Below are 26,894 nucleotides of genomic sequence, written 5' to 3'. Positions count from 1 at the left end.
GCGGGCAGCCCGGCGGACCGGCACAGGATTGGTTCCGGCTGTCCTGCTGCCGCTAGCCTCACCGGTCACAGCTTTCGACCGTGTGCCCGTGCGTGACACGGGCCGTGAGTGAGGATCTGCCGTGCCCCTGCCCTTCCTGACGGCCGACCGCGACCTCGACGGGGACGCCGGAGACCCGGCGCCCCTTCCGTACGACGAGCGTGACCACTGGCGCCGTCCCTACCGCCCAGGACCGTGGCGGGTGGGGGCGGCGGCGGTGTTTCTGCTGCTCGCCTCCTTCGTCCTGCTCTCCGCCCTGGTCATCGGGCTGGCCGGGGCGCCGATCGGTGCGGCGGTGTGCGTGGCGGTGGCCGTCCTGATCATCGCGTGCGCGCTGCGGCTGCTGCGGATCGGCGTCTGGGTGAGCGCGGCGGGGCTGCGCCAGATCCACCTGGTACGGACGACGACGCTCCCGTGGAGCGCCGTCACCTCGGTCCGTACGGTGCAGCAGCCCGTCCGCTGGCTGGGCCTGCCGCGGACGGTCCAGGGCCAGGCGCTGCTGATCGGCGGCCCGGGCGACGGCGAGCCGCGCACCCTCTTCACCGATCACAACGGCGATTTTCTGTCCCGCGGAGGCGCGTTCAACCGCGCGGCGGACACGGTGGCCGCTTGGGCGGCCGACTACAGCGGCTGAGGACCGGCCGAGGGCCCCGTGCCCCCGCGTCAGGCGGCCCGTACCGGCTTCCCGTCGTGCAGTGCGATGGCCCGCTGCATCGCCTTCCTCGCGCGCGGGGTGTCCCGCGCGTCGTGATACGCGATCGCCAGCCGGAACCACGCCCGCCAGTCCTCCGGCGCCGCCTCGGCCTCGGCCCGCCGCCGTTCGAAGACCTCGTCGGCGGCGTCCCGGTCGACGCGGCCGCTCGGCGTCCGCCGCAGCTCGTCGACGGGCAGCCCGCCCTCGGCCTCCAGCTCCTTCGCCAGCAGCCCGGCCTTCCGGGCGAACTGGGTCGTGTGCCAGAGGAACCACACCCCGATCACCGGCAGCACCAGGACGGCGATCCCGAAGACGACCGTGACCGGGGTGCCCTGCTGGATGAGCAGGACACCGCGCTCGCCGACCAGGAAGAAGTAGACGACCAGGACCGCCGCGAGGACGAAGTAAGTGATCTTTGCGCGCACTGTACGTACTGCCCTACTGCCGGCTGACCGTCAGGCCAGATCGAGGAAGTTCTCCAGGCCCATGGTCAGGCCCGGAGTGTTCACCACGCGCCGCGCGCCGAGCAGGATGCCCGGCATGAAGCTGGAGTGGTGCAGGGAGTCGTGCCGGATGGTGAGGGTCTCGCCCTCGCCGCCGAGCAGTACCTCCTGGTGGGCGAGCAGCCCGCGCAGCCGTACGGAGTGCACGGGCACGCCCGCCACGTCCGCGCCACGGGCGCCGTCCAGCGCGGTCGCCGTGGCGTCCGGCTGCGGCGCGCAGCCGGCCTTCTCCCGCGCGTCGGCGATCAGCTGGGCCGTACGCGCTGCCGTACCCGAGGGCGCGTCGGCCTTGTTCGGGTGGTGCAGCTCGACGACCTCGACGGACTCGAAGAACCGGGCCGCCTGCTGGGCGAACTGCATGGTCAGCACGGCACCGATCGAGAAGTTCGGCGCGATGAGCACGCCGACCTGCGGCGCGGCGTTCAGCCAGGTCCGCAGCTGCGCGAGGCGCTCGTCGGTCCAGCCGGTGGTGCCGACCACCCCGTGGATGCCGTGCTGTACGCAGAAGTCGAGGTTGCCCATGACGGCGCCGGGGTGGGTCAGCTCGACCGCGACCTGGGCGCCGGCCTCGACCAGCGTGTCCAGCTTGTCGCCGCGGCCCAGCGCCGCCACCAGCTCCATGTCCTCGGCGGCCTCGACCGCCTTGACGGCCTCGGAGCCGATCCGGCCCTTGGCGCCGATCACAGCCACGCGCAGCTTGCTCATCGTCCTTGTTCCTTCACGGTTGTGGCGCGGTCCGGGGACCGCCGGATGCGATCAGGCGACCGCTTCGTGCAGCCGGGCGGTCTGCCGGTCCTTCATCGGTCCGATGACGGACAGCGAAGGACGCTGTCCCAGTACATCGCGCGCGACCTCGCGGACGTCGTCCGGGGTCACGGCCGCCATCCGGGCGAGCATGTCGTCCACCGACATCTGGTCGCCCCAGCACAGCTCGCTCTTGCCGATGCGGTTCATCAGCGCGCCGGTGTCCTCCAGGCCGAGGACCGTGGAGCCGCGCAGCTGCCCGATGGCCCGCTCGACCTCGTCGTCCGCCAGGCCGTGCTCGGCGACGTCCGTCAGCTGGTCCCGGCAGATCTTCAGCACGTCGTGCACCTGGCTGGGCCGGCAGCCCGCGTACACCCCGAAGAGGCCGCAGTCCGCGTAGCCCGAGGTGTACGAGTACACGCTGTAGGCCAGTCCGCGCTTCTCCCGTACCTCCTGGAAGAGGCGGGAGCTCATGCCGCCGCCGAGCGCGGTGTTCAGTACGCCCATGGCCCAGCGGCGGTCGTCGGTGCGCGGCATCCCGGGCATGCCGAGGATGACGTGCGCCTGCTCGGTCCGGCGGCCCAGCACCTCGACGCGGCCCGCCGTGCGGATCGCCTTCGTACCTCCGCGCGGGTCCATCGGCACCGCGTCCGTACGGTCCAGCGCTCCTGCCTGCTCGAAGGCGCGGCGGACCTGGCGGACGACCTTGGCGTGGTCGACGTTGCCGGCCGCGGTGACGACCAGGCGGGTCGGGTCGTAGTGCTTCTTGTAGAAGCGGCGTATCCGGCTCGAATTCAGGGCGTTGACGGTGTCGACGGTGCCCAGGACCGGACGGCCCAGCGGGCTGTCCCCGAGCATCGTGTGCGCGAAGAGATCGTGCACGCAGTCACCCGGATCGTCGTCCGTCATCGCGATCTCTTCGAGAATCGCGCCGCGCTCCACGTCCACGTCGTCCTCGCGGATCAGCGAGCCGGTGAGCATGTCGCAGACGACATCGATGGCCAGCGGCAGGTCGGCGTCGAGCACCCGTGCGTAGTAGCAGGTGTACTCCTTCGCGGTGAAGGCGTTCATCTCGCCGCCGACCGCGTCGATCGCGGCGGAGATGTCCAGCGCGCTGCGCCGCTCCGTGCCCTTGAAGAGCAGGTGTTCCAGGTAGTGGGTGGCGCCGTTGAGGGCCGGTGTCTCGTCGCGGGAGCCGACGTTCGCCCAGATCCCGAAGGTCACCGACCGTACGGTCGGCAGGGTCTCGGTGACGACGCGCAGGCCGCCGGGGAGGACGGTCCGGCGGACGGTGCCCGCGCCGCCCTCGCCCTTGAGAAGCGTTTGGGTACGGGCGACGGCCCGCCCCTCCGAAGAGGTGCGGGCCGTCGTCCGGGAAGTACGGGACGTCACTTGGCGGCGTCGTCCTTCTTCTCCTCGTCGCCTTCCTCGCCCTCGATCACGGGGATCAGGGAGAGCTTGCCGCGCTGGTCGATCTCGGCGATCTCGACCTGCACCTTGGCGCCGACCGCGAGCACGTCCTCGACGTTCTCCACGCGCTTGCCACCGGCGAGCTTGCGGATCTGCGAGATGTGCAGCAGCCCGTCCTTGCCCGGGAGCAGGGACACGAACGCACCGAAGGTGGTGGTCTTCACGACCGTACCCAGGTAACGCTCGCCGACCTCCGGCATGGTCGGGTTGGCGATGCCGTTGATCGTCGTACGGGCGGCCTCGGCGGCCGGGCCGTCGGCGGCACCGATGTAGATGGTGCCGTCGTCCTCGATCGTGATGTCGGCGCCGGTGTCCTCCTGGATCTGGTTGATCATCTTGCCCTTGGGGCCGATGACCTCACCGATCTTGTCCACCGGGATCTTGACGGTGATGATCCGCGGCGCGTTCGGGGACATCTCGTCCGGAACGTCGATCGCCTCGTTCATCACGTCCAGGATGTGCAGACGCGCGTCGCGGGCCTGCTTCAGGGCCGCGGCCAGCACGGACGCCGGGATGCCGTCCAGCTTGGTGTCCAGCTGCAGGGCGGTGACGAACTGCTTCGTACCGGCGACCTTGAAGTCCATGTCACCGAACGCGTCCTCCGCACCGAGGATGTCGGTGAGGGTGACGTAGTGCGTCTCGCCGTCGATCTCCTGCGAGATCAGACCCATGGCGATACCGGCGACGGGGGCCTTCAGCGGCACACCGGCGTTCAGCAGCGACATGGTCGAGGCGCAGACGGAGCCCATGGAGGTCGAACCGTTGGAGCCGAGGGCCTCGGACACCTGACGGATCGCGTAGGGGAACTCCTCGCGGGTCGGCAGCACGGGCACGAGCGCACGCTCGGCCAACGCGCCGTGGCCGATCTCGCGGCGCTTCGGCGAGCCCACGCGGCCGGTCTCACCGGTCGAGTAGGGCGGGAAGTTGTAGTTGTGCATGTAGCGCTTGCGCGTCACCGGCGACAGCGTGTCCAGCTGCTGCTCCATGCGGAGCATGTTCAGCGTGGTGACACCCAGGATCTGGGTCTCGCCGCGCTCGAACAGCGCGGAGCCGTGCACGCGCGGGATGGCCTCGACCTCGGCGGCGAGCGTACGGATGTCGGTCACACCGCGACCGTCGATCCGCTTCTTCTCCTTGATGACGCGCTCGCGGACCAGGGACTTGGTCAGCGAACGGTACGCGGCGGAGATCTCCTTCTCGCGGCCCTCGAACTGCGGGAGCAGCTTCTCGGCGGCCAGCGCCTTGACGCGGTCCAGCTCGGCCTCGCGCTCCTGCTTGCCACCGATGGTCAGCGCCTGGGCCAGCTCGCTCTTGACCGCGGCGGTCAGGGCCTCGAGGACGTCGTCCTGGTAGTCCAGGAAGATCGGGAACTCACCGGTGGGCTTGGCGGCCTTGGCGGCGAGGTCCGACTGGGCCTTGCACAGCACCTTGATGAAGGGCTTCGCGGCGTCCAGACCGGCGGCCACGACCTCCTCGGTCGGGGCCTCGGCGCCGCCCTTGACCAGCTGGATGGTCTTCTCGGTGGCCTCGGCCTCGACCATCATGATCGCGACGTCACCGTCGGGCAGCACGCGGCCCGCGACGACCATGTCGAAGACGGCGTCCTCGAGCTCGCTGTGGGTCGGGAAGGCCACCCACTGGCCATTGATCAGGGCGACACGCGTACCACCGATCGGCCCGGAGAAGGGCAGACCCGCCAGCTGCGTCGAGCACGAAGCAGCATTGATGGCGACCACGTCGTACAGGTGGTCGGGGTTGAGCGCCATGATCGTCTCAACGATCTGGATCTCGTTCCGCAGGCCCTTCTTGAAGGAGGGGCGCAGCGGGCGGTCGATCAGGCGGCAGGTGAGGATCGCGTCCTCGGAGGGCCGGCCCTCACGGCGGAAGAAGGAACCGGGGATCTTCCCGGCCGCGTACATCCGCTCCTCGACGTCCACGGTCAGCGGGAAGAAGTCCAGCTGGTCCTTGGGGTTCTTCGAAGCGGTGGTGGCCGACAGCACCATGGTGTCGTCGTCCAGGTACGCCACGGCGGAGCCGGCGGCCTGCTTGGCCAGGCGGCCCGTCTCGAAGCGGATGGTGCGGGTGCCGAAGGTGCCGTTGTCGATGACGGCCTCGGCGTAGTGGGTCTCGTTCTCCACCAGGAATATCTCCTCGTCTGCGTCCGCTGCCCGTATGGCAGGGGACCGTCTGCGACCCGCTGCCCGTATGACAGCGGATCATGGGTGGCGGAGCGCCTGGTGCGGGCCGGTCTTCGATCGAAGCACCCGGTGCGCGGCACGGAGGCCGTATGCATCACCGGAGGCCACTACCGAGGACCGGCGGCTGAGGGGCGCCCCACCTCTTCGCTATTGCGTTGTGCGCTCTTGTGTTGTGCGCTCTTGGGTTGTGTCTGCGCGGTGCGCCGGCTGTGAGCGCGGCGCCCGGCCACGGCGCTGCCATTGCGGCGCCGTCGTATGGCGTTGTGGAACCAGACTACAAAGCTTCTGTCCACCAGGGGGTGGTGAAGGCGTCCGGTGTGTGGCGTACGGGGATTTCCCGCGCACGGGTTTTTCCCGCGTACGGCAAAGGGAGCGGCTCCCGGCCCCGGGAACCGCTCCCCTCACGACGTCTTACTTGGCGCCCGCAGCACCGCGGCGGATGCCGAGGCGCTCGACCAGCGCACGGAAGCGCGTGATGTCCTTCTTCGCCAGGTACTGCAGCAGGCGGCGGCGCTGGCCGACCAGCAGCAGCAGACCACGGCGGGAGTGGTGGTCGTGCTTGTGGGTCTTGAGGTGCTCGGTCAGGTCCGAGATGCGGCGCGAGAGCAGCGCAACCTGAACCTCGGGGGAACCGGTGTCACCCTCCTTGGTGGCGAACTCGGCCATGATCGACTTCTTCGTAGCGGCGTCGAGCGACACGCGGTACTCCTTGAGTTTCCTCTGAGCCCCCCGAGCGCCTCTGGTCTGCTTCACAGAGGAGCTTCGATTACTCGGCTGGGCGTAGCCAGGGTAGCAGGGGGTGGGGGGCGGTTGTGACCGGGTGTAGTGGGGCCCGACGGCCTCACTACACCCGAGGCGTCGGCGTGCACTGGCGTGGGCGTGCACTGGCGTGCGGGCGCCGACGCTGCTACTTGCTCGTCATCCCCCGCGCTGCCATGTACACGTTCATCACCGCGAGGCACAGCGGGATCAGTGACAGCAGGACAAGGTTCTCGAAGAGCTCGGCGAATCGGGCTGAGAAGGGGGTCACTCCCTTGCGGGGAACGATCAGGGCGATGCCGGTGACCAGGGCCGCGGCAACGGCGATCGCGGCGGTCAGCCAGATCGTGCGCAGATCCGCGGCGAAGCCGTCGTCGCCCAGGACCACCGGCGGGTGCAGGGCCAGCCCGAGGCCGAGGAGGGCGAACGCGGCGAGGCCGGCGACCAGGGCGCAGGTGACCTGGGAGGTGTAGCGGAAGAGACGGGCCCGCATCAGCATGGACAGGCCGGCGGCGAAGGCGAGCAGCTGTCCCCAGGCGGAGTCGGAGAAGCCGAGGACGCCCGCGGCGACGGTGACGACCGCCGCGCAGCCGCCGACCAGGCCGACGAGCATTTCGTGGCCGCGGCGGGCCTGAGCGGCGATGCGCTCGGCGTCGACCGGCCCCTGGTGATCGGGGGTGGCGTCCAGGTCGTCGTAGCCGGAGCCGGTGGTGCGCGGCGGGGTGTAGCCGATGGGGAGCCGGGCGAATCGGGCCGAGAGGCCGGGCAGGAAGGCGATGACGCCGACCACGACGCACACGCAGATCGCGGCGGTCTCCACCGGACGGAGATCGGTGAGGATCGCGACGAAGGTGGCCAGGGTGCCGACCGTGGCGGTGAAGGCCGCGGCGACGAACGGACCGTCGCCGTTGGGCGTGACGGCGACCAGAAATACGGAGACCACCAGTACGGCCACGCAGCCGAGGAGGAACTGCAGACGGCCGACGCCCTGGCCGTCCGGCAGCGGCAGCAGGCCGGATCCGGCGATCATGATGTGCGGCAGGCTGCCGAGACCGAGGGCGATCGCGGACGCCCGGTCGTCGTACACGCGGGCCCGCACCGCCGCGAGTGCGACCAGCAGGACACCCGCGACGGCGGCAAGGATGCCGGGCAGGCCGTGCATGTCGTGCCGCACCGGGTCGGCGAACCACAGCACGAAACCCATCAGCACCAGCAGCACCGCGGAACCGGTCAGCCCGGCGGTGCGCAGCAGGTCGTCGTTCCACAGCGTGCGGTCGCGGGTGACGGCGGACGCGACGGAGTCGGAGACGTCGTCGTAGACCGCAGGCGGCAGCGACTCGGAGAACGGCCGCAGGCTGAGCACCTCGCCGTCCAGGATGCGCTGGGCGGCGAAGGACCGCGAACCGTCCAGGACGGTGCCGTCCCGCCGGACGAGGTGGTACCCGACGGGTGCGCCGTCGGCCGGCGTCTGGCCGCTCAGCCGGAGAATCTCCGGGTAGATGTCGACCACCGGAATGTCTTCGGGGAGCGCCACGTCAATGCGGCTGTCGGGCGCGACGATGGTGACGCGGCAGAAGCCGGTAGCCGCCCCCGTGGCCGTCATGGAAGCCGTCGCACTCACGGGCAGTTCCCCCTCATTCCCGACATTCAACGTCTGTTCGCAGCTGCACCATTACCGCGCGCCACCCTAGCGCTCTTGGGGCAGTTGACATCCCAGTAGGATCACCCGGCACGGGTGGGAGCCGTCGCCACGGGGGTGTCGGTAACGAACAGTCCTTCCCGTACAAGGGATTGGTGCGCTGGTGAGTCAGATCGTCGTGAAGCGTCCCCCGAGGGCTCTGCCCCCGGAGGTGCCCACGGACCCACTGCGGCTCGAAGCCCCGCCGGAGCTGCCCAAGGGGCAGCAAGAAGGCATGCTGATGCAGATCCTGCCGACCGTGGGCATGGGCGGCGGCTCGATGGTGTACTTCTTCATGCCGCAGGCGAACCCGTTCATGCGCATCATGGGCATTCTCATGATCGTGTCAACCCTGGCCATGATCGTGACGATGGTGGTACGCCATCGCCGGGGCACGCAGGGGGAGATGGCGGACATCCGCCGCGACTACCTCAAGTACCTCGCACAGACCCGCCGCACGGTCCGCAGGACCGCACGCAAGCAGCGCGACGCCCAGTACTACCTGCACCCCTCCCCCGACCAGCTCTGGTCCCTGGTCGCCGAGGGCAGCCGGGTCTGGGAACGGCGCGTGGGCGACGAGGACTTCGGTCAGGTCCGCATCGGGCTCGGCGCCCAGCAGCTGGCGACGCCGCTGCTCGCCCCGGACACCGCGCCGGTCGACGAACTGGAGCCGCTCACCGCAGGCGCGATGCACCGGTTCCTCAGCGTCCACGGCACCCTCGACGGGCTGCCGATGGCCGTTTCGCTGCGCGCCTTCTACCACATGGCAGTCTCCGGCGAGCCCGAGTCGGTGCACGGCACCGCGCGGTCACTGATCGCCTCGCTCGCCGCACTGCACTCGCCCGACGACCTCATCATCGCGGTCGCGGCGGCTCCCGGCGAGGCCGCTGACCGCTGGGAGTGGGCCAAGTGGCTGCCGCACGTCCAGGCCCAGGGCCCGGCGGACGGAGCGGGGTCGCCACGGCTCATCACGACGGACGCCTGGGAGCTGGAGCAGCTGCTGTCCGTGAAGCTGGAGGGCCGGCCGCGATTCAACGCCGGCGGTCGGCCGCTGCTGGACATGCCGCATCTGCTGGTGGTTCTGGACGGTACGAACGTGCCGCCGACCTCGCTGCTCGCCTCCGCCGAGGGCCTGCAGGGTGTCACCGTCCTCGATGTCGTACCGGGCGAACTCAGCGCTCCCCGCGGCGACCTGTCAGTCCTCGTACGCCCGGGAGCGCTCCAGCTGGAGGCCGGGCGCGGCATGGTCTACGACGGCGTACCGGACTTCCTGTCCCTGGAGGCCGCCGAGGCGCTGGCCCGTCAGCTCGCGCCGCTGCGCATGGGCAGCGGCGGGGACGACGACGAACCGCTGCTCGCCAACCTGGAGTTCACCGACCTGCTCAACCTCGGTGACGCCGCCGCCGTCGACACCCAGCGGACCTGGCGTCCGCGCTCACAGTCGGAACGGCTGCGGGTGCCGATCGGCGTCGGCGAGGACGGCCAGCCCGTCATGCTCGACCTCAAGGAGGCGGCACAGGACGGCATGGGCCCGCACGGCCTGTGCGTCGGTGCGACCGGCTCCGGCAAGTCCGAGCTGCTGCGCACCCTCGTACTCGGCCTGGCCGTCACCCATTCCTCCGAGACGCTCAACTTCGTCCTCGCGGACTTCAAGGGCGGCGCCACCTTCGCCGGGATGTCCCAGATGCCGCACGTGGCCGCGGTGATCACCAACCTCGCGGACGACCTCACGCTCGTCGACCGCATGGGTGACTCCATCCGCGGTGAGCTCAACCGCCGCCAGGAGATGCTGCGCGACGCCGGCAACTACGCCAACATCCACGACTACGAGAAGGCCCGGCTGGCCGGTGCCCCGCTGGAGCCGATCGCCTCCCTCGTCCTCGTCATCGACGAGTTCAGCGAACTGTTGACCGCCAAGCCGGACTTCATCGACATGTTCATCCAGATCGGCCGCATCGGCCGGTCGCTGGGTGTCCACCTGCTGCTCGCCTCGCAGCGCCTGGAGGAAGGCCGGCTGCGCGGCCTGGAGACCTACCTCTCCTACCGCGTCGGTCTGCGTACCTTTTCCGCGGCCGAGTCCCGGGCCGCGCTCGGCGTCCCGGACGCCTACCACCTGCCGTCCGTGCCCGGCTCCGGCTACCTGAAGTTCGGTACCGACGAGATGACCCGCTTCAAGGCGGCGTACGTCTCCGGTGTCTACCGCGACGGCGCCGGCGCCGACCGCTCGGCCACCGGCCCGCTTCCGGTCGACCGCCGCCCGGTGCTCTTCACGGCCGCCCCGGTGCCGGTCCACTACACGGCGCCCGACCCGGCCACGGTGCAGGTACCCGAACCGCGTCCGGCCCAGGACGACGCGCTGGCCGACACCGTCCTGGACGTCATCGTCCGCCGGCTGGAAGGCCGCGGCACCCCCGCCCACCAGGTCTGGCTGCCGCCGCTGGACACCGCGGCCCCGCTGGACGAGCTGCTGCCGGGCCTCGCACCGGTGGAGGGCCGCGGCCTGACGATGCCGGACTACCCCTACCTCGGGCAGCTCATCGTGCCACTGGGCCTCGTCGACAAGCCCTTCGAGCAGCGGCGCGATCCCCTGTACCGCGACTTCTCCGGCGCGGCCGGCCACATGCTCATCGTCGGTGGACCGCAGTCCGGCAAATCCACGCTCCTGCGCACCCTCATCTCGTCCTTCGCGCTCACCCACACCCCGGCCGAGGTGCAGTTCTACGGGCTGGACTTCGGTGGTGGCGGTCTGTCCGCGGTGTCCGGGCTGCCGCACGTCGGCGGGGTCGCCTCGCGCCTGGACCCGGACCGGGTACGCCGTACCGTCGCCGAGGTCGCCGGCATCCTCGCCCGCCGCGAGGAGTACTTCCGCGCCAACGGCATCGATTCCATCGCCACCTACCGCCGGATGCGGGCCCGCGGTGAGGCCGGCGACCAGCCATGGGGCGATGTCTTCCTCGTCATCGACGGCTGGGGCAACTTCCGCGCGGAGTACGAGATGGCGGAGGCCGTCGTCAACGACATCGCCGCGCGCGGCCTCGGCTACGGCGTCCATGTCGTCGTCACGGCCACCCGCGGCATGGAGGTGCGCGCCGCGCTCAAGGACCAGCTCATGAACCGGCTGGAGCTGCGGCTCGGCGACACCATGGACTCCGACTTCGACCGCAAGGTCGCGGCCAATGTCCCGGCCGGCGTGCCGGGCCGCGGCCAGACCCCGGAGAAGCTGCACTTCATGGGCGCGCTGCCGCGCATCGACGGCATCTCGCAGTCCGGTGACCTCTCGGACGCCACGGCCGAGATGAACCGCGTGATCGCGGGTCACTGGCCGTACGCGCCCGCGCCCGCGGTCCGCATGCTCCCCGGCGAGGTGCCGGCGCACCAGCTCCCGAAGGGCAGCGACCACCCCGAGCGCGGGGTGGCCTTCGCCCTCGACGAGAACAACCTCGAACCGGTCTTCGTCGACTTCGAGACCGACCCGTTCTTCCTGGTCTTCGGCGACAGCGAGTCCGGCAAGACGGGCGTACTGCGGCTGCTGGCCAAGCAGATCTCCGAGCGGTACCACCCTGATGAGGCGAAGATCGTCGTCGGCGACTACCGCCGCAGCCTGCTCAGCGCGGTCCCCGAGTCGCACCTGCTGGAGTACGCGCCCATGGCCAACTCCATGGAGGCGCACATGCAGGCGCTGCACGGCCTGATGGAACGTCGGGCCCCGGCGCCCGACGTCACGCCGCAGCAACTGCGCGACCGCAGTTGGTGGTCGGGGCCGAAGATCTTCATCATCGTCGACGACTACGAGCTGGTCTCCACCTCCAGCGGCAACCCGCTGGCTGTCCTCACCGACAACCTGCCGTTCGCCCGTGACATCGGCATCCGCTTCATCATCGCCCGCAGCGCCGCCGGCGCCTCGCGGTCGATGTACGAGTCCTTCATGCAGCGCATCAAGGAGCTCGGCGCCCAGGGCGTGGTCCTCTCCGGCGACCCGGGCGAGGGCGACCTGCTCGGCAACGTCCGCCCCCGCCCGATGCCCCCGGGCCGCGGCTACTTCGTCTCCCGCAAGCGGGGGACGCCGCTGGTGCAGCTGGGGTGGCTGCCGGAATTCTAGGAGCGGTGTGCGGCGCTCGGCATATGCCGAGCGCCGCACCGGTTTCCGACTGTTCCGTCGCGCCGTACCGAAACCGACGTACACGGGTGCGCACGCTGCATCGATCTTGTTAGCTTGACATGTACTCACAGCTCGCGGGACCACAAGAGGACGCAGACGCCATCCAGGGGGAAACAGTGTCGTTCGAGGACGAGTGGGCAGGTCTCCGCTCCCGGAACACCGCAGCCGACGCCCATATGCAGATCAACAGCACCGGGCCGCTCGCGCCGGGCGGCGACAACGGGCTTCTGCTACCGCCCGGGGGCTCCCCACCGCTCCTCGCGAGCTCCCCCGCCAAGAAGAAGGCGGCAGCGGAGGCCCTGGACAAGAGCGTCATTCCGGACACCAAGAAGGCCGGCGATCACGCGGACGAGGCCACGACGAAGGCCCAGAAGTCCTTCGACGGCTGGGAGACCGGCAAGGGCCTCAAGAGCGCACTGACCGACTGGGAGAAGTCGGTCACGATGCTGCAGCGCCGGCTCTCCAATGAGCGGCAGGCGCTCAGCAGTGCCAACAACACGCTCCAGGACGGCGACCACGCCGCATACAACGGCCTGCAGCAGTGCACACCGGAGAACCCGTCCGGGAAGCCGCAGCAGCCACCGCTCCTCCCGCCGCAACAGGGGCCGTACCTCTACCCGAAGTCACACATTTCGGATCTGTGACGGCCGCGATCACCGACTGCGGGCCACCGCGGCGCTGATCGCCGCTTCGACCCACCAGCCACCACCTGAGGCCGTACGGGGGACTCATGCTCAGCTACCACGACGCGCTGCACACCGACCTCAGCACACTCACGGACGCCGCCGAGAAGTGGGAGAAGGCGGCGGAGATGTTCAAGAACGCCGCCAAGATCTACAACGAGAAGGTCAAGGGCATCTTCGAGGACGGCTCAGCGTCCGGTCAGCACGCCCAAGCCGGCCTCATGGCCACCGGCACGACCTCGGGCCAGTACACCGGCGCCCAGAAGGAAGCCAAGGCCATCGCGGAGATCCTCCGCGACGCGCATCACCAGTTCGCGGAAATGCGCAAGAAGCTCACGTCCGAAATCGCCGATGCCAAGCACGCCAAAATGCTGATCTCGGCGGACAAGGGCATCTGCAGCTGGGACTGGGACAACATCGATTCGGACACCAAGCGCGCCATCACCCACGACGGCAGCGCCTCCGAGGTCCCTCAATACTGGACCGACCGCATCGCCAAGGCCGTCAAGGCCATGGACGACGCCGACCACGGCGTCAAGCTCGCCCTGGACGCGGTGACCGCCGACTCGGCCCCCCTCGACGGCATCAAGAACGGCTTCAACGCCAAGGCCGAGGGCGACATCGAAAAGGTGGAGGGCAAGCGCGCTGATGAGCTGAGTACGAAGCTCGCTTCCGAGGGCAAGCTGCCGCCGAGGGAGATGGCGGAGCTGGAGCGGCTCTTCCGGGACAACTCCGACGACAAGGCGTTCTCCCGTACGTACCTCAACGGCCTGGGCGCCGAGAACACCATCAAACTCGGCAACAAGCTCCGCGAGCTGGGCAAGGACGGCAATGCCGTCGAGAAGGGCCTGACCGACTCCATCGCCACGGCAACCAAGCTGCCGGCGTCGGTCGCCAAGATGCCCGTGGGCTCCAAGGAATACAAGGCGTGGCTGGACAGCGCCGACGGGCAGTTCAACAAGAAGTTCCTGGGCGACCTCAAGGAGATCGGCACCAAGAACTTCGGCAGCAACACCGAGCCGGTCTACGGCTACCAGGACTTCGTCACGCTGCTCAAGCACGGCAACGGCTACGACGACCAGTTCATGCACCAGCTCGCCAACGACATCATCGAGACGGAGCGGAAAGACCCCGACCACTGGGACATCTGGAACGGCAAGCCGGTCCAGAAGGGCATCGAACACGATCCGCTCGACGGCGTTCTGGGCCTCATGAGCAAGGACCCGGCCGCTTCCACGGCGTATCTCGACCCGCGGCACAACGACCATCTCACGTACCTGCTCAAGGACCGTGACTGGCCCAAGTACGTCATGAACGGTCCGGGGATGGTCACGGACAACGACACCATGAGCGACCTCTACAACCGCCGGGGCTTCGGGGCAGCGCTGGAGGCCGCGGCCACCGGGAACGTCCCGGGCACGCACCATCCGCTCGGTGGGCACACCGAGGGCGAAGCCCGCATCATGCACGACACCATCAGGCTGCTCAACGGCGACGACCAGAGCGGCGCGAAGATGCCCACCAACCTCCGGGCTCCGCTGGGCCACATGCTCACCGACTACACCCCGGACACGCACGAGATCCTGTCCCGTACGAACGGCGACTACAAGCAGTTCGGTGACGCGGGAGGCGTGTTCAGGAATGGGGAGAACGGCGCCGTGGGTATGGCAGTGAGCCGGAACGACCTGGTGAACATCATGCGCGGGGTGGCCGAGGACCCCGCGGCGTACGGCGACATGTACGCGGCCGAGCGGCAGTACGCCGCCGATACGCTGGCCGGCGTCGACATCAACCCGTCGAACGAACACGAGAGGGCCAAGCGGGACGGCGTGATCGATGCCGCCTCGTCCGTCTTCGGCTTCTACGACGGCGTGACCTCCGACGTCGCGTTCGACAAGCGCGACGCCAGCGTCCAGTGGGCTCGCGACCTGAACCATCACGTCACCTCGACCAGCGGCGCCGTGCTCAATTTCCTCCCCTCCTCGCCGGGCGCCGTTCCCGTGCTGGGCGACGCCGCCAACCGCATCGTCGACTTCGGCATGTACGACTGGACGAAGCAGACCATTTCCGAGGCCAATGCCCACGCCGGGGAGGAGAACCGGCACGCCTTCACCGCCGGGCAGAAGGAAGTGGACAACCTCATCTACCAGTGGGGCAAGAAGCAGGGGTACGACAGCACCCAATGGGAAGTACGCAACCTCGACGGCCAAGGGCTGGGAACTCACAACGACGCGCGCCGAGAAGCCTTCACATGGCTGGACCGTCCCGAGTCCTAGTCGAACCGCTCCGAAGATCTCAACGAAGGTAGTCATTCATGCAAGCAGGCCGTCGCAGGCTGACGACAATCGCCGGAGCGGCAGTGGGCGTCCTGGCGCTTCTCGCCGGCGTGCTGTACTTCACCGGCACACTGCAGAAGTGGCGCGACGACAGCGACCTCTCCCGTGCCTGCAAGGGCGCGGTGGACGAGGACGGCGTGCGGGCGGCCCTCGGAAGCGGCGCTGTCTCCGCGAAGGACGGAACGGCGTCGGGCGAGGGAACGCTGACATCCTGCAGCATGACTGCCCGGGGCGGCAGCGCTTCGATGGCGGTGGAGGCCCGGTGGAGCAGCCGGAACAGTGCGGTGGCCACATCCCTCGGCCGCACCTCTCTGGCCACGCACACAGCGGAGGCGACACCCCTCGGCTCCTGGCCGGGCGTCCTGACATCCGACGAGGGAATGGCCAGGGCGTCGGTCACACTCCAGTGCCGCAACAAGGACGGGGAGGGCTTGGCAGTCAATTCCCGGCTGGCCCGGCCCGGAGGCAGCACGGAGGACGCCGCGGCCCGTACCGCCTTCGCACGTGCCACGATCGGCATCGCCGAGAAGGCGGCCGATGTCTTCGGCTGCGACTACCGGCCGGCGGGTGACATACAGCGTCTGCCGGCCGCTCCGAGCACGGATCCGGTCGCACTGTCCACGGCCGGGGGAACCTGCGCGGCGCTCAAACCCCTCGCGGCCTCCGCCCAGAAGAGGGGCCTTCCCCGTGCCTGGGAGACCGAGGCCACCGGAAAGGCCCCCATCGAGGACTGTGTGCTCGCCTCGCCCGACGGAAAGCGTCCGGGCTATCGGCTCTCCGCCTATTACGGCAGCTACGCCCGGAGTTTCGCCGAGATTCCGGAGGTGAAATCCGTACTGAGGGACGCCGAGTACCGGAGCAAGAGCGCGCCGCCGGTTGCGCACGCCCAGTGCCCCGGCTCGCCGGAGCGTGCTCTCTACACGGTTTCCGAAATCGTCTCCGGCGGCAGCTCGCCGGTGAAGCACCCGGACCGTGCGTTCGAAACCGACGCGCTCACGGCGTTCGCGAAGCAGTCCGCGAAGCAGCACGGATGTGTCGCTCCTGCCACGCCGTGATGTGCCGTATGTGCCCCGCTGGACCGAGTGAGAAAAGGAGGCTCCCGACACCATGACCTACGTCATCGCCATGTGGGCAGTGGGCGCCCTCTTCCTTGTCCTGGCCTGTGTGCCGCAGCGCTCGGTCTACTGGTCGTTGCAGGCGTGGAAGTACCGCAATCCCAAGGCCGCCGAGCCGTCCGATGCGGCATACGCCATGCAGCGCTTCGGCGCGGTCGTTGCCGCCCTGTTCCTCTTCGGGCTGGGTGCGTTCCTCTGGTACGAGGAGCAAGCCTCGACCACCGACAGCGACGAGGTCCGCACTGCCGTGATGAAGGCGGTGCACATACTGGAAACCGAACCGACGACGGCCACGGGCGGTGAGTTGATGGAGCCCGACCACCATATGGACGTCGACGCCGCCCTCGACGAGGCGACGGAGGCCCAGGCGCCGGCGTTCGGCCCGTCTTCCTGGGGCCTTCAGGCCGAGCCGGCGGGCCGGTCCGACGCCGACGACGGCGAGCTCTTCACCGTCACCAATGAGGATGATCAGTACCCTTACTGCCTCAAAGTGGTAGAGAACCCGGTTGCCGACGACGACTCGGAGGGCCTGGTCCTGCACGAGACGACGCTCGACGTCACCGTCCGCAAGGGCAGTTGCGAGGGCTGAGACCCTGCCGGCGGCCGGTGAAGGGACCGCTGCCGCCCGCCCCGACGACGAAGGCCGTCACCACAGCAGTGCTGTGGTGACGGCCTTCCAGCGTTCACGCCTGCGGCCAAGGGTGGGCACCTCCCGCGCATGCCCGCCCCGGCCCCGGCTCCGCAGTGACCTACTCGAAGAACGAAGCGCCCCTCTTGTCGCCCGCGTGGTACCGGTCCCGGCCGTCGCTGACCGCCTGGGCAACCCCGCGCAGGGCCTCCTGGATCTCCTGAGTGTCCTTGGCCCACTTCTGCTGCGCCGCTACGAAAGCACCCTTGGCTTCACCGTCCCAGATGTCGCTGACATTCTTGAGCGCCGAGTGAATCCACTGGAGATCGTCGCTGAGACCCTTTGCTGCCTCCCTGACATCGCTGGCAGCGGCATCAAGGCTCTGGTAATTGACGAGCATTTCGCCGTCGTGGCCTGCCATGGGAACCCTCACTTTCTTGTGCGCCTCAAGAGACGCTGGCTGATGATGTCCGGTCGGGCCGGACTCAGTACAGGTTCAGCTTGGAAGCGCCGGAACCGATGCCGCCCCCGGCTACCACGTTCTGGCCCTTCATGGCCCGTTCCACGTCGAGGTCGGTGTTCCCCGACCCCTTGCGGTGCGCCTCGATGGCCTCCACGTACCTGGCCAGCTGCTTGCCCATGGCGGCGAGCTTCTGGTTGAGCTCGGTCTGCGTCGCGTTGAATCCGGAGGCGCCGATACCCTTCCAGCGGCCCTCAACACTGTCGAGAGCTCGGTTGAGCTTGTTGACGTGGCTCCGGATGGATTCGGCCTTTTCGTTCAGGTGCTGCTCGAGCTTGGCGAGATCGGCATCGGAAAGCTTCTGCCCGGCCATGTCGTCCTTCCCTTTCACTGTTGCTGTACATGGTGGTCAGGGACACTACGGATGAGGTGTCATCCCCGGCGCGCACGCATGAACGCGAACGCGCCGCCCCCGAGGACGATCACCGCGGCAGCGATACCGAGGCCCGTCCAGAGCGTGCTGTTGCTGCCGGAAGCGGCCTTCGACGACTCGCCCTGCGAGCCGGCGTCGGCCTTTCCGGAGTCGGCCTCCTCGCCCTTGCCGGGTGTGGGGGCCGACTTCTCGAACGCGGCCTTCGACGTGTCGAAATCGCCGTTGTCCAGGAAGGCGGGCTGCTTCGGATTACCCGGCTCGCCCTTCCCTTCGAGAAGATTGAGGCGGGGCCGGACGGCGCCGTAACCGACATACTTGCTGGGGTTTCGGTTCTCCATGACGCCGTCGGTCGTCCCGACCAGCACCCGGGCGACCTGATTCGCATTCCAGTCGCGGTGCTTGGACCAGATGAGCGCCGCGGAGGCGGAGGCGATGGCGGTGGCGGCACTGGTGCCGCCGTCGCCGTCGCAGTACGTCTTGAGGTTTTTGTCGCACCAGCGAGGGATGTCCGAGCCGGGCGCCACGACCGAGACGTGGTTGCCGTGGCCGGAGAACTTTGAGACTTCGCCCTGCGCGTCCACGGAGCCCACACCTATGACCTGCGGGTAGGCCGCCGGGTAGAACGGACGGTTCTTCCCCGCGCCGTCGTTACCGCTGCCCGCCAACAGGAGCTTCCCCTTGCCGGCCGCGTATTCGATCGCCTTCTTCAAGGGCTGATCGACGTACTCCCCGCCGAACGACATATTGATGATCTGCGCATCACTGTCAGCCGCAGCTCGTACAGCCTTGTCTGCCGTGTCGTACTTGCCTTCCTTGTCGCCGGCAAGTGAAGTACGAACAGGGAAAATCTTGGCTCCGGGAGCCAGCCCCTTGAGGCCACCTCCCTTTCCTGTTCCCGCAATCAGTTCAGCCATCGTGGTGCCGTGACCGTCGTAGTCGTCGTGCGGGCCCCCGGCTGCCTTCGCGAAGTCCTTGCCCGGGAGGACTTGACCACGCAAAGACGGTGTCGACGCATCTACTCCCGAGTCGACTACAGCGACCTTGATGCCCTCCCCCGTGCTGACCTTCCACATCTGTTCGGCCTGCATGGAGTCCAGGTACCACTGCTTCGACTGGACGTCCTCCGCGACGGCGGCAGGCGCAGCGCCCATGAGGCACACCGCCCAGGCGCCCGTTGCCGCCAGGACGGGGAGCGCGCGGCGATGCAGCCTCCGCGTATTCCTCGGCATCGCCGTCCGGTTCTCTCCAGCCGTCATTCCTCGCCTCACCTGAGTCACTCGATGACCGGCGGGGCAGTGTTGCGCCGCCGCCCTGAATTCCATGTCTCTTCGTCTTCGGTCGGCTGTCCCGGCCGGCGGTTTTCCTTCTGCGATTCGCCTCGGGGCTGCGGTGTACCGGCACCTCCGCGAGGCGCGCCCGCAGGATGATCCTCTCCTCCGGTGTCGCGCACCAACCCTGTGCCGCCTTGGGTGAAACCACGCTGGCCGCGGCCCGGAGTCCCGGCCTCCGAGCGCGGGGTTCCGACGACGCCACCCTGGTTGGTGGCGAGCCTGCGAGCCGATGCCGCCCTCTCCGCGGCCGACTCCGCCGGAGACTTCGCACCCGACCCGATGACGCCGCGGCCCGTGGTCGCACCGTGCTCTCCGCCCGGCGTGATCGCTCGTGCGCCCGGGGATGAGGTGGACGCACGGCCAGGGTTGCTGGGCGTGCCACCGACGATGCCGTTACGGCCGCCACGTGGCATCGCGCCGGGCCCAGGGCGTACTCCGCTGGCACCGGGGCCGATGCCTGTAGCGCCCGGGCGGCCGATGGCCCGGGGACTCACACCGCTCGGCCGACCGGCCGTTCCCGGCTGTCCCATCGGCCCGGGCCGGCCCGTCGCGCCGGGCTGTCCCGGTGAGTTCGGGCGCATGGCACCCGGAGCCATGGGATTGGGGCGAGCCGTGCCGCCACCCGGCAGGGGGCCGCTGCTCCGTGGGGGCCCGGAAAGTCCCGGCAGCTTCCCTGCCCCTCTGGGAAGCGGACCTGTGTTGAGGGGCCCGGGAGGAAATGGATTCCCCTGATTCGCAATGGGACTGGGCGAGTTCGGAGGCGTGGTCGGCACCTGCACATGAGTGTCCGCAGGCGGATGCGGCATGGTCACGCTGTCGAGGCCCGTGCCGACCGTGTTCTCCGGGAGGGCGGTCGGATGATGCGGCATTGGAGCGGCAGCCCTGTGACGATCCATCGCCGGGTCAGTGACACCGGCCCCAGCTGCGCTTCCTCCAGAGCCGCTTGCGTTGCCGCCGCCTTCGCCAGGCCCGACCCAGCTGCGGTGCGGAGCCGGCACCCCCACATCCGGCATCGGCTTGAACACCGGCTCCTCCTGTGTGGCCATCGTGTCGTGGGACACGATGTAGTAGGAGCTGAGCTTGTTCATCTGCGTGATGGCTTCCTGGCGGTCGCCCTCACGCTTCTTCGCCTTGGCGTAGGCCGGGTTGGTGTCGACGCGGGCCGGGGTCGGGATGTCCTTGACCGCTTCGGCGAGGCCGCCGTCCGCATCCCGCTTCGGCATGGACTTCTTGACCGTCGCCAGTCCCTCGCCGGCGTTCTTCAGCTGCTTGCCGGCAGTCTCGCTGTAGGTGGCGAGCTTCAGCGTGTTCTTGCTGAGGTTGGCGGTCCACTTGCGCATGGCGTCGCCGGACTCGCCCTCCCAGTCGGCCTGGTCGGCGTACATCTTCAGCTCCTCGCCGACTCCTCTGATCGCGTCGGCGGCGGTGATGAGGGCGTCCCCGGTGTGTTCCAGGTCGCTCGGCCGGGCGGTCTCGATCATGTCGAGCATGTCGTCCAGCTGATGGTTCTCGAAGTTCGTGCCGCCGAACCTGGTGAGAGCGGGGAGCAGGATCGGCGCCACTCCGGCGGCGGCTCGCAAGCCCTGTCGAGTCCGGGCCAACGTGGCCGGATAGTCGGGCCTGACCTCGCGCGACGTACCTTCGTCACTCATCTTCTGTCCCCCTCCCGATCACAGCTCGGTGTGCTTGCGCTCATCCCGCTTGTCGCGCGGCTTCGCGTGGTGCTCGTCGTACCACTCCTGCGTCCGCGTCTGGATCTCGTGGAAACGGCGCTTCTGGTCGTCATCGATCGTCTCGAAGCCGTGCTGCGTTCCCAGCACGGCAATGCCCATGGCCTCGATCTGGTCGCCGAGGGTCTGCGAGAGGTTCGTCAGGTGCGTGTGCACCCGCTCGTACATCCGGCTGAGGTCCGCGGCTTCGCCGAAGGTGCTCGCGCCGAACGAGGCGCTGGGGATGATCTCTTGGCTGAGCTTTTCCTTCGATCCCGAGGACGACTCGAGCTTCCGCAGCGCCCCGTCCACCTTCTTCTTGAGGGAGCGCAGCTCACCCGGTCCGAGCCTGACGTGCGACCGCGCGTCCTGACCCGCCGCGGACATCGGTTGAGGTGCACCTCCGAGCTCCGATTCCGGAACCCCCACGGTCCTCTCCCCCTTCCCCCGTTACGTTTTTCGTGACGCGTGAGACGCCTGATGCAACATTAGCCAATCGGTCCAATCGGCACAGCCGCGTATCACGCAGTCCGGCTGTCACACCCGGCACGCTTCTCCACTGCTGAACAGCGTCTCATCCGCCACTGACAACCCGGTCGCCCCGCGGACTCCACATTGTCACGATCGTGTGATGAGTGGTTCGGGGCGTCGCCCGGCCGGGCGACGCCGGCGCCAGTCCCGGTAGACGAGTGAGGATCCGGCGATGACGGCCGCCAACAGGCCGCCGCCCACGACCGCGTAGGTGCCCAGGCGCTCGTTGCGCTGCTGTGCGGTCTCGCCCTCCGGGAGCGGCGGTACGTCGGGGACGGCGCCCTTGTTGACGCCGCCCTGCTCGACGGGGTGGTCGGTGGGTCCCCCCTCCTCCGTGACCGCGCGCACCGGGTCGACGACGCCCCAGCCGACGTGGTTGTCGCGGCCCGGGATGGAGCGCTCCGCCGTCTGCTCGATCCGGGTCACCACACGCTGCTGGCTCCAGTCCTTGTGCGCCGCTCGCACCAGCGCGGCGACTCCGGCGACGTACGGGGCGGAGAAGCTGGTCCCGTTGTCCACGCACAGGCCACCCTTGGGAACCGTGGAGACCATGTCGACACCCGGGGCCGCTACCCCTACGAAGTCTCCCGACTGGGAGAAGACCGCGCGTTCGTTGTTGCGGTCGGAGGCCGCTACGGCCAGCACACCCTCGTAGGCCGCGGGATACGTCTCCTTGACGTTGCCGCCGAGACCGTCGTTGCCGGCCGAGGCGACCACCACGATGTCGCGGCGCAGCGCCTCGTTGATCGCGTCGTGGAGGACGTTGTCGTCGGGCAGTGCCTCCTCCGTGTCCTGGGAGATGTTGATGACATCAGCGCCCACCTTGATCGCGTGGTCGATGGCCCGGGCGAGGGTGAGCGCGCTGCCGCTGCCTTTGTCGTCGTTCTGCTTGATCGGGATGATCGTCGCCTCGGGGGCGATGCCGACGAACTGGTTTCCCTCGACCGGGCGGGCGGCGATGATGCCGGCGACCTTGGTCCCGTGGCCGACGGTGTCCGTGGTGCCGTTCGCCTTACCGCGCGGGGAGACCTCCCCGTACTGGTCCTTCTTGAGTTTCCTCGGCAGGACGTTCGCGCCCTTGCTCGTGTCGACGGCCTCCCTGAGCTGCTCGTTGGTGTTGTCGACCCCGGTGTCGATCACGGCGATCCGCTGGCCCGCTCCCTTGGTCTCCGCCCACAGCTGATCGAGCTGGACGCGCTGCAGGGACCAGGGCAGGCCGCTGATCTTCGCTTTGGAGGGAAAGGTGCACTGGGTGCTGTCCGCGGCGCTCACGGCCGGCGCCGCAAGCGCGGTGCCCGCGGTGGTCAGGGTAGTGGCCGCCAGTACGGTCAGCCAGCGCGTCAGGCGGGTCTGTCGGGGCTGCCGGGGCATGGGTGGCTGTCTCCTCTGCCTCATGGCCCTATGAACCCTGCGGCTGGCTGGCGCTGTTGACGTCCAGTCGCGGCCCCGTCGAGAGGAACTGCGACCAGGCCGCGGGCACCGGTACCGGCGTGACGCCCTCGTAGCCCAGGCGCTTCTGCGTCTGCAGTACCTCCTGCTCCTGTGTCTTCGCCGAGCTCTTCTTGCCGTCCGAGCCGATCCTGGACTTACCGGTGCCGCTGTCGCTGTTGCTCTGTACGCCGTACCGCAGCCCGGAGTCGGTGAGGAGGAAGACCAGACCTGTCTTGGTCTGGTGCCCCTGGACCTGCCGGAACAGCAACCCGGAACCGGGGGTCACGTACGTGCTCGCCGTCTCATCCGCGATCTTGTGCGGGTAGGTGGTGCCCGCCCAGGTGCTGAGCGTGGTGTTGTTCTTGCCGTCGACCTTGCGGAGCACGTTGCACACCGTGTCGCGGCCACCGTGCGTGCCGTCCGTGTAATTGACCCGCTTGGTGAACTTGTCGGGCCACCTGAGATCGCCCCCGAACTCGTCACCACTACTGGTGAAGGACCCCGCACTGACCTTCATGGCGACGTTGTGCTGCCCGAGTTCGGTTTCGCTGGCGAGCAGCAGTTGCGCCATGAAGTCCGAGATCGGCGCGACACGGTCCTTCAGAACGACGTAGTGATGCCACGCGCCGCTGCCCGACTCGGGAGCCTGCAGCACCATGCCGACCCTCTTGGCATCGTCCTCCAGGGCCCCGGGAATGTCCGCGGGCGTACCCGCGCCCGTCACCGTGGGGAAGTGGATGGAGCCGCCGGTCTTGAGGGTGGCGAGCCACTCGTTGCTGACCTGCTGGGGCTTGCCGCTTCCGGCCACCGTCCGGAGGATGCCTTCGTTCGGGTCGAGTGGGTACTTGGTACCCGCCCCGTCCACCAGGTACAGCTTCCGGCCCGGCCCCTGGACGTACATCACGTCGCCGCCGCGCAGCCGCTGCGCCCCTTCGACCTCGTTCGCCTCCCTGTCGGCGAAGACGAAGGTGGCTTTCTGCACGTCCCTGCCGCCCTGCCCCTGCTGCTCGCACACCGCCCAGCGCTTCGCCTTCTTCGCCTCGCCCGAACTGGGCAGCCGGTCGGGGGCGTAAGGAATACCCAGCGTCGGGCCGCGCGGGATTTTGCCGTCGTCGAGGACCTTGTCGTCGACGTTGACGACCTTGAAGTCGTCCGTCTTGAGCAGCAGCCTCGCGGAGGCGAGGTTGAGCACCGGGTGGAGCATCTTGTGTTTGTCGGTCTCCAGCACGACGTAGCGCGTGGTCGACTCGCTGCCGACGATGACCTTTGTGGCGGGGTCGTCCCAGCCTTGCGGAGCCGTGGGCTTGAACATGCCCCAAGCGCCGAACCCCGCGACGAGGAGAGCGCCGACGATCAGACCGGGGACGACAGCCTGCAGCGGACGTGGCGCGCCCTCCTCCGTGCCACTCGGAGACGGTTGGAGAAACGACGCGACCAGCCGCCTTTTCGCAAAGGTATAGGCGTTGAGCTCGTCCCGCCGTGATGCCATGTCCGCCTGTTTCTCCCCACTGCGCCTGCTGCCCCGTTTTTCCTCAACTCGGTGCGACGCGTGACACCGAGGGGAACCCACTATGCCGAATCATGGCGCGTACTCGCCCATGGGGTCCGCTTCCCTGGGTTTCGAGTTGACATCACCGGTGCTGTGCGGCGGTACACGCACGGCCAACTCGCCCAGCTGGGACCGCAGTGCTGGGTGATTTCGAGGTGCCCCCTGGTAGTAGTGTGGTCGCCCTGATTCACGGCCCTTCTGCGAAGGGGATGAACGCGGACACTAGGGGGCTTTCGGGGGATGGGAACGGCGACACGGGTTCACTCCTCCGCGGATCGCCGCGGTGATCGCGGAGGCCGCGACCACGGACGTCGCGCAGCCGACCGGAACGCAGCCGCCCCCTCTTCCGGTGTCCGTCGCCCCGCCCCGGCATCGACCGTCGTGCGCGCGGAGAACCGCACCCATCGCATCGGCCCTGTGCAGCTCCAGCAGTTGGTGCTGATCGAGTTGGCGCTGGCTGCAGTGCTGGTGGCCGCCGCGGTGGACATGTTGCTGTTGGTGCCTGCCGTGGTGGTGGCCGTGGCGCTCGTGCTGCTTGCGGTGTTGCGTCGGCGGCGGCTGTCGGTGCGGGACTGGCTGGCGACCGTGCTGGCGCTGCGGGCCCGGACGAGTGCTGCGCGGCCGCTCGACCAGCGGGTGGATCCGAGTCTCGCGCCGGCCGCCGAGGCGGTGCCCGGGCTGCGGACGTACGGATATCTGGACCGGGACCGGCGGACGGTAGGGATGGTCGGGGACGGGACGTTCTTGACGGCCGTCGTGCGGGTCGAGGCCAAGGGCAGTGCCCTGCGGCCCCCGGGCGGGGCGCGGGCCCTGCCGCTCACGCTGCTGCACGACGCGCTGGACGTGGACGGGATAAAGCTGGAGTCCGTCCAGGTGGTCCAGCACGTGCAGCCGGCCCCGGCGCCGCACCTGCCGGAGCATGCGGTGGCACGGCAGAGTTACGCGCCTCTGCAGCAGCAGACGGGGGCGCCGGCGCTGCGGCTGATGTGGGTGGCGCTGAAGCTCGATCCCGAGCTGTGCCGGGAGGCGGTCGAGGCACGCGGTGGCGGTCTGCCGGGCGCGCAGCGTTGTCTGACCCGCGTGACGGACCACTTGGCCAGTCGCCTCACGGGCGCCGGGTTCCTGGCCACGGTCCTCGACGAGCAGGAGCTGATAGCGGCCCTCGCGACCTCGGCCTGCGCCAATCCGGTCGCGACCGCGCGGGCCGGTCTGCCCGACGCCGCTCCGGCCCGCCGCACGCAGGAGTCCTCCCGGGTGTGGAAGTGCGACGACCGGCTGCACACGACGTACGGGGTCGGGCGCTGGCCGGAGCTGGGCCGCTCGGCGACGCCGTTGCCGCGCCTGGCGTCGGTACTGACGTCCGTACCGGCGCTGGCCTCGACGTTCAGCCTGACCGTGACGGCCGGTGACCGGCACGGCGCTGCCGGGGTGAGCGGGCACGTACGGCTGACCGGGCGTTCGGACGCCGAGCTCTCGCGGGCGCGGCAGCGGCTGGAGGCGGCGGCGCGCGAGATGAAGCTGGGCCTCGTACGGCTGGACCGGGAGCAGCTGCCCGGTGCGGTGGCGACGCTGCCGCTGGGAGGTGCCCGCTGATGGCTTCGGCGACTTCGGCCCTGCGCGGCCTGTACGGACCTCGCCGGGAACGGCATGTGGTGCCGGTCGACGACCTCGGTGCGCTGACGCTGCCGCTCGGCGACGACGGACTGACGGTGGGCCACGACGCGGAGAACCGCCCGGCGGTGCTGGGGCTCTACCACCCCGCGCCGTTCGACGTGCTGCTGATCGGCGGGCTGTGGACGGCCCAGGCGCTGGCGCTGCGGGCGGCCGGTACGGGAGCGCGGGTGGCCGTCGAGACGGGCCGGCCCCAGCTGTGGACAAATCTGGCGCATGCGGCGGGTGCCGGTCAGGAGTGCATGACGCTGCACGATGTCGGGCGGGTGCCGCCGATGGGGGCGACCGTCGGCAGCCCCGTACTGGTCGTGCGCGACTGCGGAATGCGGCCACCGCGCGGGCGGGTCTCCTCGGCGCCCTGGCAGTCGGTGCTGACGCTGCTGCCGTACATGAGCCCGGTGGCCCCTCGGCTGATGAACGCGGCGGGACTCGTCGGCCTGCAGCGGCTCTCTCCCGATGAGGCCGCGCACGCCGCACGCATTCTGGGGCTCTCGCAGACGGATGTCGACGCGCTGCCGTCGATCGGGGACGGAGTCACGCTCTGGTGCGGTGACAATCAGGCACGGCAGTACGTCATGACCCAGCCGACGGAAGCGGAGACAGGGCTGCTGGGGAACCCTCGGCGGGTGGACTGAGAGGGGTCCGTCGCCGTCGCCCTTGGTGGGCTTGGCAGGCTTTGCGGGCTGCGGGCTTGGCGGGTCGGTCGTGCTCGGCGGGTCGGTCGGACGCTCGGGTCGGCTGCGCTCGGCAGGTCGGTCGGACGCTCGGGTCGG

Annotated in this window: 21 protein-coding genes; 8 read left to right on the top strand and 13 right to left on the bottom strand. The window is 69.2% G+C overall.

Annotated features, from left to right (window positions below):
• Nucleotides 1–121 precede the first annotated feature (121 nt).
• Nucleotides 122–673 (top strand): SCO5741 family PH domain-containing membrane protein, encoded by a 552-nt coding sequence (locus tag CCS38_RS03355; RefSeq protein ID WP_223731673.1) that lies wholly within the window; start codon nt 122–124, stop codon nt 671–673.
• A gap of 29 nt (nt 674–702) precedes the next feature.
• Here CCS38_RS03355 and CCS38_RS03350 read toward each other — a convergent pair whose 3' ends face one another.
• From CCS38_RS03350 to eccD, 6 genes are all read right to left on the bottom strand, one after another.
• Nucleotides 703–1,158 carry a tetratricopeptide repeat protein gene (locus CCS38_RS03350; RefSeq protein ID WP_223731672.1) on the bottom strand — a complete coding sequence of 152 codons (456 nt, stop codon included), beginning with the start codon at nt 1,156–1,158 and terminating at the stop codon, nt 703–705.
• A gap of 30 nt (nt 1,159–1,188) precedes the next feature.
• On the bottom strand, nt 1,189–1,941 hold the full coding sequence (gene dapB, locus CCS38_RS03345; RefSeq protein ID WP_223731671.1) for a 4-hydroxy-tetrahydrodipicolinate reductase: 753 nt from the start codon (nt 1,939–1,941) through the stop codon (nt 1,189–1,191).
• Between the two features lie 51 nt (nt 1,942–1,992).
• Nucleotides 1,993–3,372 carry a M16 family metallopeptidase gene (locus CCS38_RS03340; RefSeq protein ID WP_223731670.1) on the bottom strand — a complete coding sequence of 460 codons (1,380 nt, stop codon included), beginning with the start codon at nt 3,370–3,372 and terminating at the stop codon, nt 1,993–1,995.
• The gene (locus CCS38_RS03335; protein WP_223731669.1) at nt 3,369–5,588 is read right to left on the bottom strand and encodes a polyribonucleotide nucleotidyltransferase; all 2,220 of its coding nucleotides are present in this window, start codon (nt 5,586–5,588) and stop codon (nt 3,369–3,371) included. The genes CCS38_RS03340 and CCS38_RS03335 overlap by 4 nt, the downstream gene beginning before the upstream one ends.
• A gap of 471 nt (nt 5,589–6,059) precedes the next feature.
• Complete coding sequence (gene rpsO, locus CCS38_RS03330; protein ID WP_030266343.1) at nt 6,060–6,347, bottom strand: 30S ribosomal protein S15; 288 nt, start codon at nt 6,345–6,347, stop codon at nt 6,060–6,062.
• Between the two features lie 208 nt (nt 6,348–6,555).
• Nucleotides 6,556–8,010, bottom strand: a complete 1,455-nt coding sequence (gene eccD / locus CCS38_RS03325; protein WP_223731706.1) for a type VII secretion integral membrane protein EccD — start codon at nt 8,008–8,010, stop codon at nt 6,556–6,558.
• 199 nt (nt 8,011–8,209) lie between these two features.
• On the opposite strand from eccD, the gene eccCa reads away from it, so the two are divergent.
• The 5 genes from eccCa (at nt 8,210) to CCS38_RS03300 (ending at nt 16,967) form a co-directional block, all read left to right on the top strand.
• Complete coding sequence (gene eccCa, locus CCS38_RS03320) at nt 8,210–12,184, top strand: type VII secretion protein EccCa (protein WP_223731668.1); 3,975 nt, start codon at nt 8,210–8,212, stop codon at nt 12,182–12,184.
• A gap of 176 nt (nt 12,185–12,360) precedes the next feature.
• Nucleotides 12,361–12,888 (top strand): hypothetical protein, encoded by a 528-nt coding sequence (locus CCS38_RS03315; RefSeq protein WP_223731667.1) that lies wholly within the window; start codon nt 12,361–12,363, stop codon nt 12,886–12,888.
• Between the two features lie 86 nt (nt 12,889–12,974).
• Nucleotides 12,975–15,203: a DUF6571 family protein gene (locus tag CCS38_RS03310; protein ID WP_223731666.1), complete on the top strand. Its 2,229-nt coding sequence runs from the start codon at nt 12,975–12,977 to the stop codon at nt 15,201–15,203.
• A 38-nt stretch (nt 15,204–15,241) separates the two neighbouring features.
• Nucleotides 15,242–16,318: a hypothetical protein gene (locus tag CCS38_RS03305; protein WP_223731665.1), complete on the top strand. Its 1,077-nt coding sequence runs from the start codon at nt 15,242–15,244 to the stop codon at nt 16,316–16,318.
• A gap of 52 nt (nt 16,319–16,370) precedes the next feature.
• Entirely contained in the window at nt 16,371–16,967 is a 597-nt protein-coding gene (locus tag CCS38_RS03300; protein WP_223731664.1) for a DUF6199 family natural product biosynthesis protein, read from the top strand.
• Between the two features lie 160 nt (nt 16,968–17,127).
• Here CCS38_RS03300 and CCS38_RS03295 read toward each other — a convergent pair whose 3' ends face one another.
• The 7 genes from CCS38_RS03295 to eccB all read right to left on the bottom strand — a co-directional run bounded on the left by CCS38_RS03295 (nt 17,128) and on the right by eccB (nt 24,390).
• On the bottom strand, nt 17,128–17,427 hold the full coding sequence (locus CCS38_RS03295; RefSeq protein WP_223731663.1) for a WXG100 family type VII secretion target: 300 nt from the start codon (nt 17,425–17,427) through the stop codon (nt 17,128–17,130).
• 64 nt (nt 17,428–17,491) lie between these two features.
• Complete coding sequence (locus tag CCS38_RS03290; RefSeq protein ID WP_223731662.1) at nt 17,492–17,839, bottom strand: WXG100 family type VII secretion target; 348 nt, start codon at nt 17,837–17,839, stop codon at nt 17,492–17,494.
• A 59-nt stretch (nt 17,840–17,898) separates the two neighbouring features.
• The gene (locus CCS38_RS03285; RefSeq protein WP_223731661.1) at nt 17,899–19,155 is read right to left on the bottom strand and encodes a S8 family serine peptidase; all 1,257 of its coding nucleotides are present in this window, start codon (nt 19,153–19,155) and stop codon (nt 17,899–17,901) included.
• A 17-nt stretch (nt 19,156–19,172) separates the two neighbouring features.
• Nucleotides 19,173–20,882, bottom strand: coding sequence for a hypothetical protein (locus CCS38_RS03280; protein WP_223731660.1), 1,710 nt, complete (start codon nt 20,880–20,882; stop codon nt 19,173–19,175).
• Between the two features lie 18 nt (nt 20,883–20,900).
• Entirely contained in the window at nt 20,901–21,326 is a 426-nt protein-coding gene (locus CCS38_RS03275) for a DUF2563 family protein (RefSeq protein WP_223731659.1), read from the bottom strand.
• Nucleotides 21,327–21,557: 231 nt separating this feature from the next.
• Nucleotides 21,558–22,841 (bottom strand): type VII secretion-associated serine protease mycosin, encoded by a 1,284-nt coding sequence (gene mycP, locus CCS38_RS03270; RefSeq protein ID WP_223731658.1) that lies wholly within the window; start codon nt 22,839–22,841, stop codon nt 21,558–21,560.
• A 28-nt stretch (nt 22,842–22,869) separates the two neighbouring features.
• A complete protein-coding gene (gene eccB, locus CCS38_RS03265; RefSeq protein ID WP_223731657.1) occupies nt 22,870–24,390 on the bottom strand; it encodes a type VII secretion protein EccB in 1,521 nt (506 codons plus the stop codon).
• A gap of 300 nt (nt 24,391–24,690) precedes the next feature.
• Between eccB and eccE the strand changes: the two genes are divergently transcribed.
• Both eccE and CCS38_RS03255 read left to right on the top strand, forming a co-directional pair.
• Nucleotides 24,691–26,043, top strand: a complete 1,353-nt coding sequence (gene eccE / locus CCS38_RS03260) for a type VII secretion protein EccE (RefSeq protein WP_372456978.1) — start codon at nt 24,691–24,693, stop codon at nt 26,041–26,043.
• Nucleotides 26,043–26,756 (top strand): hypothetical protein, encoded by a 714-nt coding sequence (locus CCS38_RS03255; protein WP_223731656.1) that lies wholly within the window; start codon nt 26,043–26,045, stop codon nt 26,754–26,756. Before eccE ends, CCS38_RS03255 begins: the two co-directional genes overlap by 1 nt.
• Nucleotides 26,757–26,894: the final 138 nt, after the last annotated feature.

Source organism: Streptomyces purpurogeneiscleroticus (assembly GCF_020024005.1).
GTDB classification, from domain to species: Bacteria; Actinomycetota; Actinomycetes; order Streptomycetales; family Streptomycetaceae; genus Streptomyces; species Streptomyces purpurogeneiscleroticus.
Note: the sequence above shows the minus strand (reverse complement) of the source record. Positions and strands in the feature narration are given on the sequence as shown.

What these genes read in the sequence shown, in the direction of transcription:
- CCS38_RS03255 (WP_223731656.1), top strand. Translation starts at nt 26,043, where the DNA reads ATGGCTTCGGCGACTTCGGCCCTGCGCGGCCTGTACGGACCTCGCCGG.
- CCS38_RS03300 (WP_223731664.1), top strand. Translation starts at nt 16,371, where the DNA reads ATGACCTACGTCATCGCCATGTGGGCAGTGGGCGCCCTCTTCCTTGTC.
- CCS38_RS03280 (WP_223731660.1), bottom strand. Translation starts at nt 20,882, where the DNA reads ATGAGTGACGAAGGTACGTCGCGCGAGGTCAGGCCCGACTATCCGGCC.
- eccE (WP_372456978.1), top strand. Translation starts at nt 24,691, where the DNA reads ATGGGAACGGCGACACGGGTTCACTCCTCCGCGGATCGCCGCGGTGAT.
- mycP (WP_223731658.1), bottom strand. Translation starts at nt 22,841, where the DNA reads ATGCCCCGGCAGCCCCGACAGACCCGCCTGACGCGCTGGCTGACCGTA.
- CCS38_RS03285 (WP_223731661.1), bottom strand. Translation starts at nt 19,155, where the DNA reads ATGACGGCTGGAGAGAACCGGACGGCGATGCCGAGGAATACGCGGAGG.
- eccD (WP_223731706.1), bottom strand. Translation starts at nt 8,010, where the DNA reads ATGACGGCCACGGGGGCGGCTACCGGCTTCTGCCGCGTCACCATCGTC.
- CCS38_RS03290 (WP_223731662.1), bottom strand. Translation starts at nt 17,839, where the DNA reads ATGGCCGGGCAGAAGCTTTCCGATGCCGATCTCGCCAAGCTCGAGCAG.
- dapB (WP_223731671.1), bottom strand. Translation starts at nt 1,941, where the DNA reads ATGAGCAAGCTGCGCGTGGCTGTGATCGGCGCCAAGGGCCGGATCGGC.
- CCS38_RS03305 (WP_223731665.1), top strand. Translation starts at nt 15,242, where the DNA reads ATGCAAGCAGGCCGTCGCAGGCTGACGACAATCGCCGGAGCGGCAGTG.
- eccB (WP_223731657.1), bottom strand. Translation starts at nt 24,390, where the DNA reads ATGGCATCACGGCGGGACGAGCTCAACGCCTATACCTTTGCGAAAAGG.
- CCS38_RS03295 (WP_223731663.1), bottom strand. Translation starts at nt 17,427, where the DNA reads ATGGCAGGCCACGACGGCGAAATGCTCGTCAATTACCAGAGCCTTGAT.
- CCS38_RS03310 (WP_223731666.1), top strand. Translation starts at nt 12,975, where the DNA reads ATGCTCAGCTACCACGACGCGCTGCACACCGACCTCAGCACACTCACG.
- CCS38_RS03275 (WP_223731659.1), bottom strand. Translation starts at nt 21,326, where the DNA reads ATGTCCGCGGCGGGTCAGGACGCGCGGTCGCACGTCAGGCTCGGACCG.